The following is a 16915-nucleotide window of genomic DNA, read 5'->3' on the forward strand; positions in this document are numbered from 1 at the left end:
GCGCGCACCAATTTGTCTTACGCGTCCAGGGAACCCTGGTCGATCACCAGGCCTGGGCCCATAGTGGTGCTCAAGGTTACGCGCTTAACGTAGATGCCTTTCGAAGAAGCAGGCTTGATACGCTTAAGATCAGCGATCAGAGCTTCAACGTTTTCTTTCAGTTTGACTGCGTCGAAACCGACCTTGCCAACTGAAGTGTGGATGATGCCGTTTTTGTCGGTGCGATAACGAACCTGACCAGCCTTGGCATTCTTGACGGCGTTAGCAACGTCAGGAGTAACAGTGCCGACTTTAGGGTTAGGCATCAGGCCGCGAGGACCGAGGATCTGACCCAACTGACCAACAACACGCATCGCGTCCGGGGAAGCGATAACGACGTCATAGTTCAGGTCGCCGCCTTTCATTTCGGCAGCCAGATCGTCCATACCAACGCGATCAGCGCCAGCAGCCAGAGCGGCTTCTGCAGCAGGACCCTGGGTGAACACAGCAACGCGAACAGTCTTGCCAGTGCCGTGCGGCAGCACAGTAGCGCTACGAACAACCTGGTCAGATTTACGCGGGTCTACGCCGAGGTTTACAGCAACGTCAACGGACTCGCTGAACTTGACGGTCGACAGCTCGGCCAGCAGGGTAGCTGCGTCGGTGAAGCTGTAAGATTTGCCCGGCTCGATTTTAGCCGCGATAGCTTTTTGGCGCTTAGTCAGCTTAGCCATTACACACCCTCCACGTTAAGGCCCATGCTACGAGCGGAACCGGCGATGGTACGCACGGCCGCTTCCATGTCAGCAGCAGTCAGATCCGCATTTTTTGCTTTAGCGATATCTTCCAGCTGTGCACGAGTCACGGTGCCAACTTTAACGGTGTTCGGACGTGCCGAACCGCTAGTCAGACCAGCAGCTTTCTTCAGCAGAACCGAAGCAGGGGTGCTCTTTGTTTCGAAAGTGAAGCTACGGTCGCTATAGACAGTGATGATCACTGGAGTCGGCAGACCTGGCTCAAGACCCTGAGTACGGGCGTTGAAGGCCTTACAGAATTCCATGATGTTCACGCCGTGCTGACCCAGGGCCGGACCAACTGGCGGGCTTGGGTTAGCTTGAGCAGCTTTCACTTGCAGCTTGATGTAAGCGGTAATTTTCTTGGCCATGAGGCACTCCAATTACGGGTTCAAACGCCAATAAAGGCTCCCCGGTTACTTGCACGTTTATCCCAGTGACGAAAAAACCCCACAGCCTACGGCTACGGGGTATGGGATTCTCGCTCAGCTAGACCTTTTCGACCTGACTGAACTCCAGCTCCACCGGAGTAGAGCGACCGAAAATGAGCACTGCAACTTGAATGCGGCTCTTCTCGTAATTAACTTCTTCGACAGTGCCATTGAAATCTGCGAACGGACCGTCTGTGACGCGAACGACTTCACCCGGCTCAAACAGAGTCTTGGGTTTAGGCTTGTCACTACCATCAGCCACACGACGAAGAATCGCGTCAGCTTCTTTATCTGTGATTGGAGCAGGCTTGTCAGCCGTACCACCAATGAAGCCCATGACACGAGGGGTATCCTTGACCAAGTGCCAAGTACCTTCATTCATGTCCATTTGGACCAGCACATAACCTGGGAAGAATTTACGCTCACTTTTGCGCTTCTGGCCGTTACGCATCTCCACCACTTCTTCAGTGGGAACCAGAATTTCGCCGAAGCCATCTTCCATGCCAGCCAGCTTCACACGCTCGATCAACGAGCGCATTACATGCTTTTCGTAACCCGAATAAGCATGCACTACGTACCAACGCTTAGCCACGGGACACCCTTAGCCAACAATCAAGGAAACAAGCCAACCGAGCAGGGAATCAAGCCCCCACAACAGCAACGCCATAACCAGAACAACAGCCACAACAATCAACGTGGTCTGAGTGGTTTCTTGGCGAGTCGGCCAAACGACTTTGCGAATTTCAGCACGAGCCTCCTTTGCCAAAACAAAGAAAGCCTTGCCTCTAGCAGTCTGCAAACCAACAAATGCAGCAACCCCAGCCAGCACAAGCAGGACCAGGACGCGATACAAAATAGGTTGAGCTGAGTAGTATTGATTACCGACAACTCCAACCACTATCAGAGCGACCACAACCAGCCACTTGAGCAGATCGAAGCGAGATTCTTGGGCTTCAGCCTTGAGAGTCATCTACGGTAATCCTGTGAAAAGAAAGCCAGATACAATCTAGTGAATCTGGCAGGTCAGGAGGGAATCGAACCCCCAACCTACGGTTTTGGAGACCGTCGCTCTGCCAATTGAGCTACTGACCTAAAAGCAAAATCAGGCCGACCAATATGCCAGCCCAACAAGAATTTTTCAACAGCCTTTTGGCTTTGCCTTCACACCCAACAGGGATAAGCAGTGAACACCAAACCAACTGATCGCCTTGAAATGACAGCAAACCGATCAGTAAAACAAAGGCAGATATTTGCATATCTGCCTTTATAATGGAGCTCTTGAGCGGATTTGAACCGCTGACCTCACCCTTACCAAGGGTGTGCTCTACCAACTGAGCTACAAGAGCAAACTCTTTGGACATACAACAAATCTGGAGCGGGTAGCGGGAATCGAACCCGCATCATCAGCTTGGAAGGCTGAGGTTCTACCACTAAACTATACCCGCCTAACTTGCTGCACAGCCTGAAATATGGTGGAGGGAGAAGGATTCGAACCTTCGAAGTCGTAGACGTCAGATTTACAGTCTGATCCCTTTGGCCGCTCGGGAACCCCTCCTGAACGAGGCAGCATTCTCAACTCATGCTACCCTTCTGTCAACCTTTTTCTCAGTAAAAACCTGAGGTTACATGCGTTGACTAACGCTTTACACTCCCTGACAAATTATCAAGCACTGCGAAGCGGGCGCCATTCTATGCAAACTACTCTCCGGTTGCAATGCCTTCGCACAACATAATTTTGCTTTTTAGCTCAGGGAAATCTTTTGACAGCGCCTCCAGGAGACTATCCCCCACAAGTCGGCGACTGGCAGGATCTATTTTGACCCAGTACGTATTAACACCTCCAAGATGCTGTACGTGAGATTGCGTCTGAACATCCAGGCTTATGAGCCTCTGTTCAATCGTACGAGCCTCATCCTGTCGCAAGAAGCCACCAAGGTAGAGGCACTTGTCTTGCGCCTCTCGATCTGACGCTTGATCACTCTCAACTCCGGACTCACTTAGCAGATGTATATTCTGCTGCTCAGCCCGATGCAGGGATAACGGCAAAATCTCTTTGGCCCTTAACGGAGCTTCCTGCTGATGCCACACGTAGTAAAAGCCATTCAACATCAGCAGCAAAAGAAATAACCACCGCATAGAAACCTCAGAGCAAAGGACAGGCTAATGCAAGCCCGACAAACACCAGGTCAGGCACAAGCCTCGCGCCGGGCGTAACCCCCGTGACCAACCCTGCATCTCCCCCGGTTACAAAGACAACAAAGTCATCCCCCCAGTATTGATGCGCAAGCTCCAGTTGAGACACAGCAAAGCCTCTCAACATAAGGGCGCAGCCTCGCTCTACCGCCTCTGCAGTCGAACGCCCGGGAGCGAAGCTCGAGTGCGCCTCTTCAGCCGCCGCATCGTCATATCGAATACGACGAGTATGAGTTCGCAACTGCCCGCGCATCAACGGCATGCCTGGGCATATAAACCCCCCAAGGTGCTCACCCTGAGCATTAACGAAATCCGAAGTGACCGCGGTACCTAGATCAATGACAAGACAGGACGTACCTACAGTTGCATAAGCACCAACCAGCGCCAACCACCTATCAAGGCCCAAGCGCTCATAGGCCTCATAACCATTCTTGACACCCGCTAGCACCTTGGCCGAGCTCGCGCACTGAGTTTGAAGACCAAATGACTCCTCAATCCTGAGAGTCAGCTTCTGCGTCTCCTCCGCACTACGGACACTTACCATACGACTATGCTGAAGACTCAACCCGGAGGTAGAAGCGATAGCCTCAACGAGCCCATCATCAGAGTCCACAACACCACCAGCTAGCACGACGGGTAGATCCTGGCGAATAACACGCCATTTTATGAAGCTATTCCCACAATCCAGCTCAAGTATCATCACGCAACCTCAAGCTGAGCTCTCCACCACTGAACACTTTCTCGTCACTCCCAACCTTCAATCGCAAGGCACCCTGCGAATCGATGCCGAGGACGACGCCGTCGACTGCCTGGCTACCCGCAAGCAAACTCACAGCACAGCCTTGCCATAGATGATTTGCCTCCCACTCAGACCTGAATACCTCAAAGCCCGAGGCCTGATGCACCGACAGATACTCTTCGATATTGCAGGTTAATTTACCCGCGAGCTCATTACGGTTCGCCATGGACCCGACCTCCAACCTCAAAGAGGTCCACAACTGATCAACCTCTTCCGTGACACGCATATTCACGTTAATGCCAATGCCAATAATCACGTGACAGACATCTGCAGGATCCCCCACTAACTCCAGCAGTATTCCGGCAATCTTGCGACGCCCTACCAGGACATCGTTTGGCCATTTCAAACCAGCGCCCTGGACACCCATCTCGCGTAACGTTTTCAAAACCGCGAGACCAATCAACAAGCTCAATCCTTCTAACTGACGCATTCCACCATCAATGCGCAGCGCCAGGCTGTAGTAGATATTCTCACCAAAGGGGCTGACCCACTTGCGCCCTCGACGACCTCGGCCAGCAGTCTGGCGCTCTGCCAAAACCACAAAGGGCGGCGGGGAATTCTCGGCAATCAGCTTTACGGCCGCCGCATTGGTCGAGCCTATTGAGTCGTAGACGACAACAGGCCATGCACTCGCTCTGCCAGCGACCGCAGATATTTCGCCAGCATCCAGAAGGGATATAGGGCTTTCGAGCCTGTAGCCACGCCCCTTAACCTTGTGAACATCAATATCCAGCTCAGACTCCAACTGCTGGAGTTGCTTCCACACAGAAGTACGACTAACTCCGAGAGCCTCACCCAGAGCCTGCCCTGAATGAAATTTCCCATCCTTGAGGAGCTTTAACAACGTCAGCATTTAAAGGTCGCCATTCAATAAGGCTCGCATCATAGCCACGCAAATCGAAGATGCATAGAAACTGCTTGTGGTTAATTTCGGATCTGAACGGGCTGCGGGAGAATGCGCGAAACGGGAGACCGGATTATCCGGAAGGACAAAATCTCAGCCGATGGATATGCAGCGTCTGTGCATGTGTCTTCCCGAATGAATTCGGTCCTACCGAGCTTGGCGCATGGACGGTAGGAGCGAACTTGTTCGCGAGGGGGCGGTACACCCGCAGCTTTTGTATCGCCTGACATATAGCCTTCCCGAATGAATTCGGTCCTACCCGGTAGCGAGTGGTGTGCCAGGTTCAACGCGTGGTTGTCCATCGCGGGCAAGCGCGCTCCTACGGCTAATCCTTTTTCTTCACGCACAAACAAAACCCCTGAACGCGTAAGCGATCAGGGGTTTTGGAATTTAATCTTGACGATGACCTACTCTCACATGGGGAAACCCCACACTACCATCGGCGATACATCGTTTCACTACTGAGTTCGGGATGGGATCAGGTGGTTCCAATGCTCTATGGTCGTCAAGAAATTCGGTTGCCGGTGCGTTGGCCCTTGCGGGTTACGTGCCAGCGAATGGGTATGTGATAGTTCGGTAATGTGCGAACAAACTTTCGGTTCGTGTCGTCTTCACAGTCACCGCAATCTGGCTCTGCCTTCACTTATCAAGGCATGTCGCAGATTGCTTGGGTGTTATATGGTCAAGCCTCACGGGCAATTAGTATGGGTTAGCTCAACGCCTCACAGCGCTTACACACCCCACCTATCAACGTCGTAGTCTTCGACGGCCCTTCAGGGAACTCAAGGTTCCAGTGAGATCTCATCTTGAGGCAAGTTTCCCGCTTAGATGCTTTCAGCGGTTATCTTTTCCGAACATAGCTACCCGGCAATGCCACTGGCGTGACAACCGGAACACCAGAGGTTCGTCCACTCCGGTCCTCTCGTACTAGGAGCAGCCCCTCTCAAATCTCAAACGTCCACGGCAGATAGGGACCGAACTGTCTCACGACGTTCTAAACCCAGCTCGCGTACCACTTTAAATGGCGAACAGCCATACCCTTGGGACCGGCTTCAGCCCCAGGATGTGATGAGCCGACATCGAGGTGCCAAACACCGCCGTCGATATGAACTCTTGGGCGGTATCAGCCTGTTATCCCCGGAGTACCTTTTATCCGTTGAGCGATGGCCCTTCCATACAGAACCACCGGATCACTAAGACCTACTTTCGTACCTGCTCGACGTGTCTGTCTCGCAGTCAAGCGCGCTTTTGCCTTTATACTCTACGACCGATTTCCGACCGGTCTGAGCGCACCTTCGTACTCCTCCGTTACTCTTTAGGAGGAGACCGCCCCAGTCAAACTACCCACCATACACTGTCCTCGATCCGGATAACGGACCTGAGTTAGAACCTCAAAGTTGCCAGGGTGGTATTTCAAGGTTGGCTCCACGCAGACTGGCGTCCACGCTTCAAAGCCTCCCACCTATCCTACACAAGCAAATTCAAAGTCCAGTGCAAAGCTATAGTAAAGGTTCACGGGGTCTTTCCGTCTAGCCGCGGATACACTGCATCTTCACAGCGATTTCAATTTCACTGAGTCTCGGGTGGAGACAGCGCCGCCATCGTTACGCCATTCGTGCAGGTCGGAACTTACCCGACAAGGAATTTCGCTACCTTAGGACCGTTATAGTTACGGCCGCCGTTTACCGGGGCTTCGATCAAGAGCTTCGCGTTAGCTAACCCCATCAATTAACCTTCCGGCACCGGGCAGGCGTCACACCCTATACGTCCACTTTCGTGTTTGCAGAGTGCTGTGTTTTTAATAAACAGTCGCAGCGGCCTGGTATCTTCGACCGGCAGGGGCTTACGCAGTAAATGCTTCACCTCCACCGGCGCACCTTCTCCCGAAGTTACGGTGCCATTTTGCCTAGTTCCTTCACCCGAGTTCTCTCAAGCGCCTTGGTATTCTCTACCCAACCACCTGTGTCGGTTTGGGGTACGGTTCCTGGTTACCTGAAGCTTAGAAGCTTTTCTTGGAAGCATGGCATCAACCACTTCGTGTTCTAAAAGAACACTCGTCATCAGCTCTCGGCCTTAAGATCCCGGATTTACCTAAGATCTCAGCCTACCACCTTAAACTTGGACAACCAACGCCAAGCTGGCCTAGCCTTCTCCGTCCCTCCATCGCAATAACCAGAAGTACAGGAATATTAACCTGTTTTCCATCGACTACGCTTTTCAGCCTCGCCTTAGGGACCGACTAACCCTGCGTCGATTAACGTTGCGCAGGAAACCTTGGTCTTTCGGCGTGGGTGTTTTTCACACCCATTGTCGTTACTCATGTCAGCATTCGCACTTCTGATACCTCCAGCAAGCTTCTCAACTCACCTTCACAGGCTTACAGAACGCTCCTCTACCGCATCATCCTAAGATGATACCCGTAGCTTCGGTACCTGGTTTGAGCCCCGTTACATCTTCCGCGCAGGCCGACTCGACTAGTGAGCTATTACGCTTTCTTTAAAGGGTGGCTGCTTCTAAGCCAACCTCCTAGCTGTCTAAGCCTTCCCACATCGTTTCCCACTTAACCAGGATTTTGGGACCTTAGCTGACGGTCTGGGTTGTTTCCCTTTTCACGACGGACGTTAGCACCCGCCGTGTGTCTCCCATGCTCGGCACTTGTAGGTATTCGGAGTTTGCATCGGTTTGGTAAGTCGGGATGACCCCCTAGCCGAAACAGTGCTCTACCCCCTACAGTGATACATGAGGCGCTACCTAAATAGCTTTCGAGGAGAACCAGCTATCTCCGAGCTTGATTAGCCTTTCACTCCGATCCACAGGTCATCCGCTAACTTTTCAACGGTAGTCGGTTCGGTCCTCCAGTTAGTGTTACCCAACCTTCAACCTGCCCATGGATAGATCGCCCGGTTTCGGGTCTATTCCCAGCGACTAGACGCCCTATTAAGACTCGCTTTCGCTACGCCTCCCCTATTCGGTTAAGCTCGCCACTGAAAATAAGTCGCTGACCCATTATACAAAAGGTACGCAGTCACCCAACAAAGTGGGCTCCCACTGCTTGTACGCATACGGTTTCAGGATCTATTTCACTCCCCTCTCCGGGGTTCTTTTCGCCTTTCCCTCACGGTACTAGTTCACTATCGGTCAGTCAGTAGTATTTAGCCTTGGAGGATGGTCCCCCCATGTTCAGACAAGGTTTCTCGTGCCCCGTCCTACTCGATTTCATGACAAAGAGATTTTCGCGTACAGGGCTATCACCCACTATGGCCGCACTTTCCAGAGCGTTCCGCTAATCTCAAAGCCACTTAAGGGCTGGTCCCCGTTCGCTCGCCACTACTAAGGGAATCTCGGTTGATTTCTTTTCCTCAGGGTACTTAGATGTTTCAGTTCCCCTGGTTCGCTCCATACACCTATGTATTCAGTGTAAGGTAACTGTCTTATGACAGCTGGGTTCCCCCATTCAGACATCTCCGGATCACAGTCTGTTTGCCGACTCCCCGAAGCTTTTCGCAGGCTACCACGTCTTTCATCGCCTCTGACTGCCAAGGCATCCACCGTATGCGCTTCTTCACTTGACCATATAACCCCAAGCAATCTGGTTATACTGTGAAGACGACATTCGCCGAAAGTTTGTTCTCACAAACTTTACCTTAGCCTGGACACGCACCAGTGAAAGAGGTGCCCAGTCTATATTTCTATCACATACCCAAATTTTTAAAGAACGATCTAATCAAAGACTAGAAATCAACACTCACCATGCAAACCGATGGAGTGCTCATTTCTAAGCTTTCAAACAGAAGCAGTAAGTGGTGGAGCCAAGCGGGATCGAACCGCTGACCTCCTGCGTGCAAGGCAGGCGCTCTCCCAGCTGAGCTATGGCCCCGTATCCGGGTGTCGTACGCGCTCTGACCAACTTCACCAGGTAACTGGTGGGTCTGGGCAGATTCGAACTGCCGACCTCACCCTTATCAGGGGTGCGCTCTAACCAACTGAGCTACAGACCCAAAATCGGGTGTGCAAAGCAAAAGCTGCTTCTAATCGTCTTCTTCAATGAATCAAGCAATTCGTGTGGGAACTTGTGCTGCAGCTGAGTCGTCGATTAAGGAGGTGATCCAGCCGCAGGTTCCCCTACGGCTACCTTGTTACGACTTCACCCCAGTCATGAATCACACCGTGGTAACCGTCCCCCCGAAGGTTAGACTAGCTACTTCTGGTGCAACCCACTCCCATGGTGTGACGGGCGGTGTGTACAAGGCCCGGGAACGTATTCACCGCGACATTCTGATTCGCGATTACTAGCGATTCCGACTTCACGCAGTCGAGTTGCAGACTGCGATCCGGACTACGATCGGTTTTATGGGATTAGCTCCACCTCGCGGCTTGGCAACCCTCTGTACCGACCATTGTAGCACGTGTGTAGCCCAGGCCGTAAGGGCCATGATGACTTGACGTCATCCCCACCTTCCTCCGGTTTGTCACCGGCAGTCTCCTTAGAGTGCCCACCATAACGTGCTGGTAACTAAGGACAAGGGTTGCGCTCGTTACGGGACTTAACCCAACATCTCACGACACGAGCTGACGACAGCCATGCAGCACCTGTCTCAATGTTCCCGAAGGCACCAACCCATCTCTGGGAAGTTCATTGGATGTCAAGGCCTGGTAAGGTTCTTCGCGTTGCTTCGAATTAAACCACATGCTCCACCGCTTGTGCGGGCCCCCGTCAATTCATTTGAGTTTTAACCTTGCGGCCGTACTCCCCAGGCGGTCAACTTAATGCGTTAGCTGCGCCACTAAGAGCTCAAGGCTCCCAACGGCTAGTTGACATCGTTTACGGCGTGGACTACCAGGGTATCTAATCCTGTTTGCTCCCCACGCTTTCGCACCTCAGTGTCAGTATCAGTCCAGGTGGTCGCCTTCGCCACTGGTGTTCCTTCCTATATCTACGCATTTCACCGCTACACAGGAAATTCCACCACCCTCTACCATACTCTAGCTTGCCAGTTTTGGATGCAGTTCCCAGGTTGAGCCCGGGGATTTCACATTCAACTTAACAAACCACCTACGCGCGCTTTACGCCCAGTAATTCCGATTAACGCTTGCACCCTCTGTATTACCGCGGCTGCTGGCACAGAGTTAGCCGGTGCTTATTCTGTCGGTAACGTCAAAACACTTACGTATTAGGTAAATGCCCTTCCTCCCAACTTAAAGTGCTTTACAATCCGAAGACCTTCTTCACACACGCGGCATGGCTGGATCAGGCTTTCGCCCATTGTCCAATATTCCCCACTGCTGCCTCCCGTAGGAGTCTGGACCGTGTCTCAGTTCCAGTGTGACTGATCATCCTCTCAGACCAGTTACGGATCGTCGCCTTGGTGAGCCATTACCTCACCAACTAGCTAATCCGACCTAGGCTCATCTGATAGCGCAAGGCCCGAAGGTCCCCTGCTTTCTCCCGTAGGACGTATGCGGTATTAGCGTCCGTTTCCGAGCGTTATCCCCCACTACCAGGCAGATTCCTAGGCATTACTCACCCGTCCGCCGCTCGCCACCAGGTACAAGTACCCGTGCTGCCGCTCGACTTGCATGTGTTAGGCCTGCCGCCAGCGTTCAATCTGAGCCATGATCAAACTCTTCAGTTCAAACATCTTTGGGTTTTGAGAAAACCCTAAACTTGGCTCAGCAATCGTTGGTTATTTCTTTGATTTCTCGCGGAGTAACTTACGATGCTGATAATCTGTTGACTTCAGTCTGACAGCGCAAGCACCCACACGAATTGCTTGATTCAATTGTTAAAGAGCGGTTGGTTAAGATCTTTCGTCTCAACCGAGGCGCGCATTCTACAGCAGCCTCTGTATCTGTCAAGCGGTTATTTTAAGAAGTTTTCAAAGTTTCCTTATCAACTTCAACCACTTGCGCTTCGATCAACATCACATTGCTCGTTAGCGGGAGGCGAATTCTACAGCGTTACAACCTGCTGTCAACTGCCTTTTTTCACCGCTTTCGATCAACTTCATCGAAGCCTCTTCTATGCCAACCAAATCGTCCAACTCATTGATTAACAAGGAGTTTTTCGTTCTGTCTGCGCCAGAAGAGGTGCGAATTATAGAGAGATTCGAGAGGCCGTCAACCCCTAATTCACGCTTTATTCCAAAACCAGCGTAATACGCCCGAAAGCCTTCTTCCCAGCCTGGCAAACATGAGTCGCTCCCACCTTAAAGACGAACGAGCGATCAACAACTTCACCATCTATACGCACGCCACCCGAAGCAAGCAGATCCCGGGCGACTGCGGAGTTCTTAACCAACCCTGCCTTATTAAGGACGGCTGAGATCGGCATATCTTCAGGGGCACCTACCGAGATCTCGGGCAAATCGTCTGGCAGTTCACCTTCCTTCATGCGGTTACCCGCAGAGCGGTGGGCACTGGCAGCAGCTTCTTCACCATGGAAACGAGCAACGATCTCTTCAGCCAGCTTGATTTTGATATCGCGCGGGTTTGCACCCTTCTCACAATCTGCCTTGAAGCCGTTGATCTCTTCCATAGAACGAAAGCTCAGCAGCTCGAAGTAACGCCACATCAATGCATCCGGGATCGAAACCAGCTTGCTGTACATAACGCCCGGCGCTTCCTGGATACCTACATAGTTACCCAGCGACTTGGACATCTTCTTCACACCATCCAGACCTTCCAATAGAGGCATGGTGAGGATGCACTGCGCTTCCTGCCCGTAGGCGCGCTGCAACTCGCGCCCCATCAGCAGATTGAATTTCTGGTCGGTACCACCCAGCTCGACATCGGAACGAAGAGCGACAGAGTCGTACCCCTGCACCAACGGATAGAGGAACTCGTGGATAGCGATTGGCTGGCTGCTTTTATAGCGCTTGTCGAAATCATCACGCTCAAGCATCCGCGCCACGGTGTACTGCGACGAGAGACGAATGAAATCCGCAGGACTCAGCTTGTCCATCCACGTAGAATTGAAAGCCACCTCGGTCTTGGCAGGATCAAGAATCTTGAATACCTGGGATTTGTACGTCTCGGCGTAGTCGAGAACCTGCTCACGGGTCAGCGGAGGACGCGTGGCGCTTTTGCCACTTGGATCACCGATCATGCCAGTGAAGTCGCCAATCAGAAAGATGACGTGATGCCCCAGCTCCTGGAACTGACGCAGCTTATTAATAAGCACGGTATGACCCAGGTGCAGGTCAGGTGCCGTAGGATCGAACCCGGCTTTAATACGCAGCGGTTGACCACGCTTGAGCTTGGCCACAAGCTCGGCCTCAACCAAAAGCTCATCCGCCCCACGCTTGATCAGCGCTAGCTGCTCTTCAACCGACCTCATATCCATCCCCTACAAATAGCCGTTTTCAAAAGGGGACCAACCATACAAGATCAGCGCCCAATTACAAGTTTTGCCCAGCATTGCGGGACGAATCGAAAGCCGATTCATCCGCAGGGTTGCTTCGCACAGGTTTTGGTTATATTTTATACAGTTATTTCATCTTCATCATGTCATTCATCTTTTCCAATTCATCTTTTTTCAAAGTCAAATTACCTATGATAGACACGCCGCCTAAAGCGCCACCGCTTTATCCCAAGACTCACCTGCTCGCAGCCAGCGGCATCGCCGCCCTGCTAAGCCTGGCGCTCTTGGTCTTTCCCTCAAGCGAAGTCGAAGCTAAAAAAACCGTTTTGAATCTTGATATGGAAGCGCCTGCTGATCAAAGCGCACCTAACCAAGACGCTCTGGAAACGACTGAAGCCACACAATCGGTAACAGATTCTCCATTCGCCCAGATCGACAATGGCGATGAGCAAACTGAGAGCAATGCGGCCAATGAACCCCAGCCCACCGCAGACAGCACAGTTGCGGCGGCTGCACCCAAGAATCCCAACCATCGGGAAGTTACCGTAGCCAGAGGGGACACCCTGTCCACTCTGTTTGAAAAGGTAGGCCTTCCAGCTGCGACCGTGCATGAAGTCATGGCCAGTAATAAGGAAGCCAAACAATTCAGCCGCCTGCAGGATGGCCAGGTTCTGCAATTCGAACTGACGCCGGAAGGTCAGTTGAAGCAACTGCACACCAAGCTCAGCCAGCTGGAAAGCATCAGCTTGTCCAAAACGGACAGTGGCTTCACGTTCAATCGTGAAATCAGCAAGCCAGATGTGCGTACAGCCTACATACACGGCGTAATCACCAATTCCCTGTCACAGTCCGCACAACGTGCAGGCCTTTCGCACACCATGACGATGGACATGGCCAATATCTTTGGCTACGACATCGACTTCGCTCAGGACATCCGTAAGGGTGACGAATTCGACGTCATCTACGAGCAGAAGGTCATCAACGGCAAAACGGTAGGCACCGGCAATATCCTTTCTGCCCGTTTTACCAACCAGGGCAAGTCCTACTCCGCAGTTCGTTACACCAACAAACAGGGCAACACCAACTACTACACCGCCGACGGCAACAGCATGCGCAAGGCCTTCATCCGCACGCCCGTTGACTTCGCCCGCATCAGCTCAATGTTCTCCATGGGTCGCAAGCACCCCATCCTGAACAAGATCCGCGCGCACAAAGGCGTCGATTATGCAGCGCCACGCGGTACGCCGATCAAAGCTACCGGCGACGGCAAGGTACTGCTGGCAGGCCGTCGCGGCGGATATGGCAACACGGTAATCATTCAGCACGGCGATACGTACCGTACGCTGTACGGTCACATGCAAGGCTTTGCCAAAGGCGTTCAGACTGGAAGCACCGTCAGACAAGGTCAGGTGATCGGCTATATTGGTACTACCGGTCTGTCGACAGGCCCGCATTTGCACTATGAGTTCCAGGTAAATGGCGTGCACGTCGACCCTCTGGGTCGTAAATTGCCGATGGCGGATCCGATCGCCAAATCCGAAAAACAGCGGTTCATGCAGCAGAGCCAGCCATTGATGGCTCGTATGGATCAGGAAAAGGCCACCATGCTGGCCTCGAGCAAACGATAAGCCATGGCCTTCTTTTATATAGGTGTGATGTCCGGCAGCAGTCTCGATGGGATCGATATCGCCCTTGTTGAGCAGGATGACCGGCCAAGACTGTTGGCAACTCACTACATCCCGATGCCGGAGGACTTGCGCGCCGAGTTGCTAGGGCTTTGCTCCAGCGGACCGGACGAGTTGGCTCGTGCAGCGATCGCTGAACAGAAGTGGGTTCGCCTGGCAGCTGAAGGCGTACTGACGCTTCTGACCCAACAAGGTATGGTCGCTGGCCAGATTCGCGCCATCGGCAGCCATGGCCAGACCATCCGCCATGAGCCCGCTCGCGGTTTCAGCATCCAGATCGGCAACCCGGCGCTGCTGGCTGAGCTGACCGAGATCACCGTAGTCAGCGATTTCCGTCGCCGCGACATCGCGGCTGGTGGTCAGGGCGCACCTCTGGTTCCCGCGTTTCATGAGGCGCTGTTCGACGACAATAAAGACCGTCGTGCCGTTCTCAACATTGGCGGTTTCAGCAACCTGAGCCTTATCGAACTGGACAGGCCGGTAACCGGCTTTGACTGCGGCCCAGGCAACGTTTTGCTTGATGCGTGGATTCAGTCGCAGCGCGGTGAAGGTTTTGATCGTGACGGCGCATGGGGCGCAAGTGGCAAAGTTGATCCTGCCCTGCTGAAAGCGCTACTCAGCGATCCGTTCTTCCTGACCAAGGGTCCGAAGAGCACAGGACGGGAGGTGTTCAACCTCGGCTGGCTGCACCACCATCTGTTCCAGCTGCCGACGCTTTCTGCCGAAAACGTACAGGCGACATTGATGGAGCTAACCGCTCTGTCGATTACAGAATCCCTGCAATCGGCTCAGTCGGAAACCAAGGAGCTGCTGATCTGTGGCGGCGGTGCGCACAACGTGGCACTGACCAATCGCCTGGCGGAATTGCTCCCTAATACCAAAGTCAGCAGTACGGCCGCCTTTGGTGTTGACCCTGACTGGGTAGAAGCCATGGCGTTTGCCTGGCTGGCGCATTGCTGCCTGGAAGGCGTGCCTGCCAACCGTCCGACCGTCACGGGCGCTCAGGGTCTGCGAGTGCTGGGCGCTATCTACCCGGCCTGACTCCAGACGAACAAAAACGCCGCGCATTTGCGCGGCGTTTTTATGTGTGCAGGACAATCAGATCGAGAATGAAGACCCGCAGCCGCAAGTAGTGGAAGCGTTAGGGTTCTTGATAACGAAACGCGAACCTTCAAGACCTTCCTGATAATCCACTTCAGCACCCGCCAGGTACTGAAAGCTCATTGGATCGACCACCAGGCTTACGCCTTCGCGCTCAACGATGGTGTCATCGTCGGCGACGTCTTCATCGAAAGTGAAACCGTACTGAAACCCGGAACAACCGCCGCCAGTCACGAATACACGCAGCTTAAGGCGATCGTTGCCCTCTTCATCGACCAGGGTCTTCACCTTGTGCGCAGCACCATGGGTGAATTGCAAAGCCGTTGGAGTGAAGGATTCGACGCTCATGTTAAATATCTCCCGGCGCTAAGCCGTCATAATGCGTAATGACGCGCATTATCCGCTTCTCCGAGAAAATTGGTCAACTATTAGAGGAGCAGCGATGAGCGGCAAGCTACAAGCGACAAGAAGCACCATGCATTCTTTCAGCTTGCAGCGTGCAGCGTGCAGCTTGAAGCTTGAAGCTTGAAGCTTGAAGCTGCGTCTAAGGCATCATCCCGGCATGGGACAGACCCAGCTTCTCGTCCAGCCCGAACATAATGTTCATGTTCTGTACGGCCTGGCCCGAGGCACCTTTGACCAGGTTGTCGATAACCGAGAGGACCACGACCAGATCCCCGCCCTGCGGACGATGGACCGCAATACGGCAAACGTTGGCACCGCGCACGCTGCGGGTTTCCGGATGGCTGCCAGCAGGCATCACATCCACGAACGGCTCGTTGGCATAACGCTTCTCGAACAGCGCCTGCAGATCAACTGACTTATCGACGACTGTGGCGTACAGCGTGGAGTGAATACCACGGATCATTGGCGTCAGGTGTGGGACGAAGGTCAGACCAACATCGCCGCCAGCCGCGCGACGCAGCCCTTGGGTGATTTCTGGCAAGTGACGATGGCCTTTGACCGCATAAGCCTTGAAGCTTTCATTGGCCTCGGAGTACAGCGAGCCGATGCTCAAGCCACGACCTGCCCCGCTAACACCGGACTTGCAGTCGGCAATCAGACGCGTGTTATCGGCAAGCCCGGCTTCCAGCAATGGCAGGAAACCCAGTTGCGTGGCGGTTGGATAGCACCCTGGCACAGCAATAAGGCGAGCCTGCTTGATTTGCTCACGGTTAACTTCCGGCAAACCATAAACTGCATCCTTGAGCAACTCTGGCGCGCCGTGAGGCTGACCGTACCACTTCGCCCACTCCACGGAGTCTTGCAGACGGAAGTCAGCAGACAGGTCGATGACCCGAGTGCCGGCATTCAAGAGTTCGCCTGCAAGGGAATGCGCGACGCCGTGAGGCGTGGCGAAGAAGACAACGTCACAGGCACCAAGCGTTGCAATATCAGGCACGCTAAATGCGAGGCCATCGTAATGGCCGCGCAGATTAGGGTACATATCAGCAACAGGCAGACCTGCCTCGGATCGAGAAGTAATAACGACCACTTCAGCTTGCGGATGCTGTGCCAACAGACGCAGCAACTCGACACCGGTGTAACCCGTGCCGCCGACGATACCGACCTTGACCATAACCTGCCCTCAACGTACCAACTGGAAAGCCGTCGATAATATGGGCCTGGCGCGTCTGCGACAACCGACAACGTGACGTATGGGCGCTCA

12 protein-coding genes, 6 tRNA genes and 3 rRNA genes are annotated in these 16915 nt (G+C 53.3%); 2 read left to right on the forward strand and 19 right to left on the reverse strand.

From position 1 onward, the window contains the following. Nucleotides 1–17 precede the first annotated feature (17 nt). The 17 genes from rplA to tyrS form a co-directional block, all read right to left on the reverse strand. On the reverse strand, nucleotides 18–713 hold the full coding sequence (gene rplA, locus K3169_RS27435; protein WP_032626524.1) for a 50S ribosomal protein L1: 696 nt from the start codon (nucleotides 711–713) through the stop codon (nucleotides 18–20). Beyond that, nucleotides 713–1144, reverse strand: a complete 432-nt coding sequence (gene rplK / locus K3169_RS27440) for a 50S ribosomal protein L11 (protein ID WP_020290713.1) — start codon at nucleotides 1142–1144, stop codon at nucleotides 713–715. The genes rplA and rplK overlap by 1 nt, the downstream gene beginning before the upstream one ends. Before the next feature lie 118 nt (nucleotides 1145–1262). Then, nucleotides 1263–1796, reverse strand: coding sequence for a transcription termination/antitermination protein NusG (gene nusG, locus K3169_RS27445; protein WP_020290714.1), 534 nt, complete (start codon nucleotides 1794–1796; stop codon nucleotides 1263–1265). A 9-nt stretch (nucleotides 1797–1805) separates the two neighbouring features. Beyond that, on the reverse strand, nucleotides 1806–2174 hold the full coding sequence (secE, locus tag K3169_RS27450) for a preprotein translocase subunit SecE (RefSeq protein WP_027898161.1): 369 nt from the start codon (nucleotides 2172–2174) through the stop codon (nucleotides 1806–1808). A gap of 46 nt (nucleotides 2175–2220) precedes the next feature. After that, nucleotides 2221–2296, reverse strand: a tRNA-Trp gene (locus tag K3169_RS27455). Nucleotides 2297–2474: 178 nt separating this feature from the next. Further along, nucleotides 2475–2550: transfer RNA gene (locus K3169_RS27460), tRNA-Thr, on the reverse strand. A 25-nt stretch (nucleotides 2551–2575) separates the two neighbouring features. Continuing rightward, nucleotides 2576–2649 (reverse strand) — tRNA-Gly (locus tag K3169_RS27465). Nucleotides 2650–2674: 25 nt separating this feature from the next. Beyond that, nucleotides 2675–2759: transfer RNA gene (locus K3169_RS27470), tRNA-Tyr, on the reverse strand. 143 nt (nucleotides 2760–2902) lie between these two features. Then, nucleotides 2903–3340, reverse strand: coding sequence for a hypothetical protein (locus K3169_RS27475; protein WP_255876895.1), 438 nt, complete (start codon nucleotides 3338–3340; stop codon nucleotides 2903–2905). Between the two features lie 7 nt (nucleotides 3341–3347). After that, on the reverse strand, nucleotides 3348–4097 hold the full coding sequence (locus K3169_RS27480; protein ID WP_263269081.1) for a pantothenate kinase: 750 nt from the start codon (nucleotides 4095–4097) through the stop codon (nucleotides 3348–3350). Further along, the gene (gene birA / locus K3169_RS27485; protein WP_255880357.1) at nucleotides 4087–5049 is read right to left on the reverse strand and encodes a bifunctional biotin--[acetyl-CoA-carboxylase] ligase/biotin operon repressor BirA; all 963 of its coding nucleotides are present in this window, start codon (nucleotides 5047–5049) and stop codon (nucleotides 4087–4089) included. Before birA ends, K3169_RS27480 begins: the two co-directional genes overlap by 11 nt. A 445-nt stretch (nucleotides 5050–5494) precedes the next feature. Next, nucleotides 5495–5610 (reverse strand): 5S ribosomal RNA (rrf, locus tag K3169_RS27490). 168 nt (nucleotides 5611–5778) lie between these two features. Continuing rightward, nucleotides 5779–8672, reverse strand: a 23S ribosomal RNA gene (locus K3169_RS27495). A 229-nt stretch (nucleotides 8673–8901) separates the two neighbouring features. Then, nucleotides 8902–8977, reverse strand: a tRNA-Ala gene (locus K3169_RS27500). 44 nt (nucleotides 8978–9021) lie between these two features. Further along, nucleotides 9022–9098 (reverse strand) — tRNA-Ile (locus tag K3169_RS27505). 96 nt (nucleotides 9099–9194) lie between these two features. Next, nucleotides 9195–10733 (reverse strand): 16S ribosomal RNA (locus K3169_RS27510). Together the 16S, 23S and 5S rRNA genes with 2 tRNA genes alongside form the textbook arrangement of a ribosomal RNA operon. A gap of 503 nt (nucleotides 10734–11236) precedes the next feature. Next, nucleotides 11237–12436: a tyrosine--tRNA ligase gene (gene tyrS, locus K3169_RS27515; protein ID WP_122395513.1), complete on the reverse strand. Its 1200-nt coding sequence runs from the start codon at nucleotides 12434–12436 to the stop codon at nucleotides 11237–11239. A 215-nt stretch (nucleotides 12437–12651) separates the two neighbouring features. On the opposite strand from tyrS, the gene K3169_RS27520 reads away from it, so the two are divergent. Beyond that, the gene (locus K3169_RS27520; RefSeq protein WP_263269082.1) at nucleotides 12652–14088 is read left to right on the forward strand and encodes a peptidoglycan DD-metalloendopeptidase family protein; all 1437 of its coding nucleotides are present in this window, start codon (nucleotides 12652–12654) and stop codon (nucleotides 14086–14088) included. 3 nt (nucleotides 14089–14091) lie between these two features. Next, the gene (locus tag K3169_RS27525; protein WP_099268450.1) at nucleotides 14092–15186 is read left to right on the forward strand and encodes an anhydro-N-acetylmuramic acid kinase; all 1095 of its coding nucleotides are present in this window, start codon (nucleotides 14092–14094) and stop codon (nucleotides 15184–15186) included. A 57-nt stretch (nucleotides 15187–15243) separates the two neighbouring features. On the opposite strand, the gene erpA is transcribed toward K3169_RS27525, so the two are convergent. Together erpA and argC are read right to left on the reverse strand one after the other, a co-directional pair. Then, on the reverse strand, nucleotides 15244–15594 hold the full coding sequence (gene erpA, locus K3169_RS27530; RefSeq protein ID WP_027900658.1) for an iron-sulfur cluster insertion protein ErpA: 351 nt from the start codon (nucleotides 15592–15594) through the stop codon (nucleotides 15244–15246). A gap of 196 nt (nucleotides 15595–15790) precedes the next feature. After that, nucleotides 15791–16825, reverse strand: coding sequence for an N-acetyl-gamma-glutamyl-phosphate reductase (gene argC, locus K3169_RS27535; RefSeq protein WP_095101166.1), 1035 nt, complete (start codon nucleotides 16823–16825; stop codon nucleotides 15791–15793). Nucleotides 16826–16915: the final 90 nt, after the last annotated feature.

Origin of the sequence: Pseudomonas phytophila (genome assembly GCF_025643095.1) — a bacterium.
GTDB classification, from domain to species: domain Bacteria; phylum Pseudomonadota; class Gammaproteobacteria; order Pseudomonadales; family Pseudomonadaceae; genus Aquipseudomonas; species Aquipseudomonas quasicaspiana.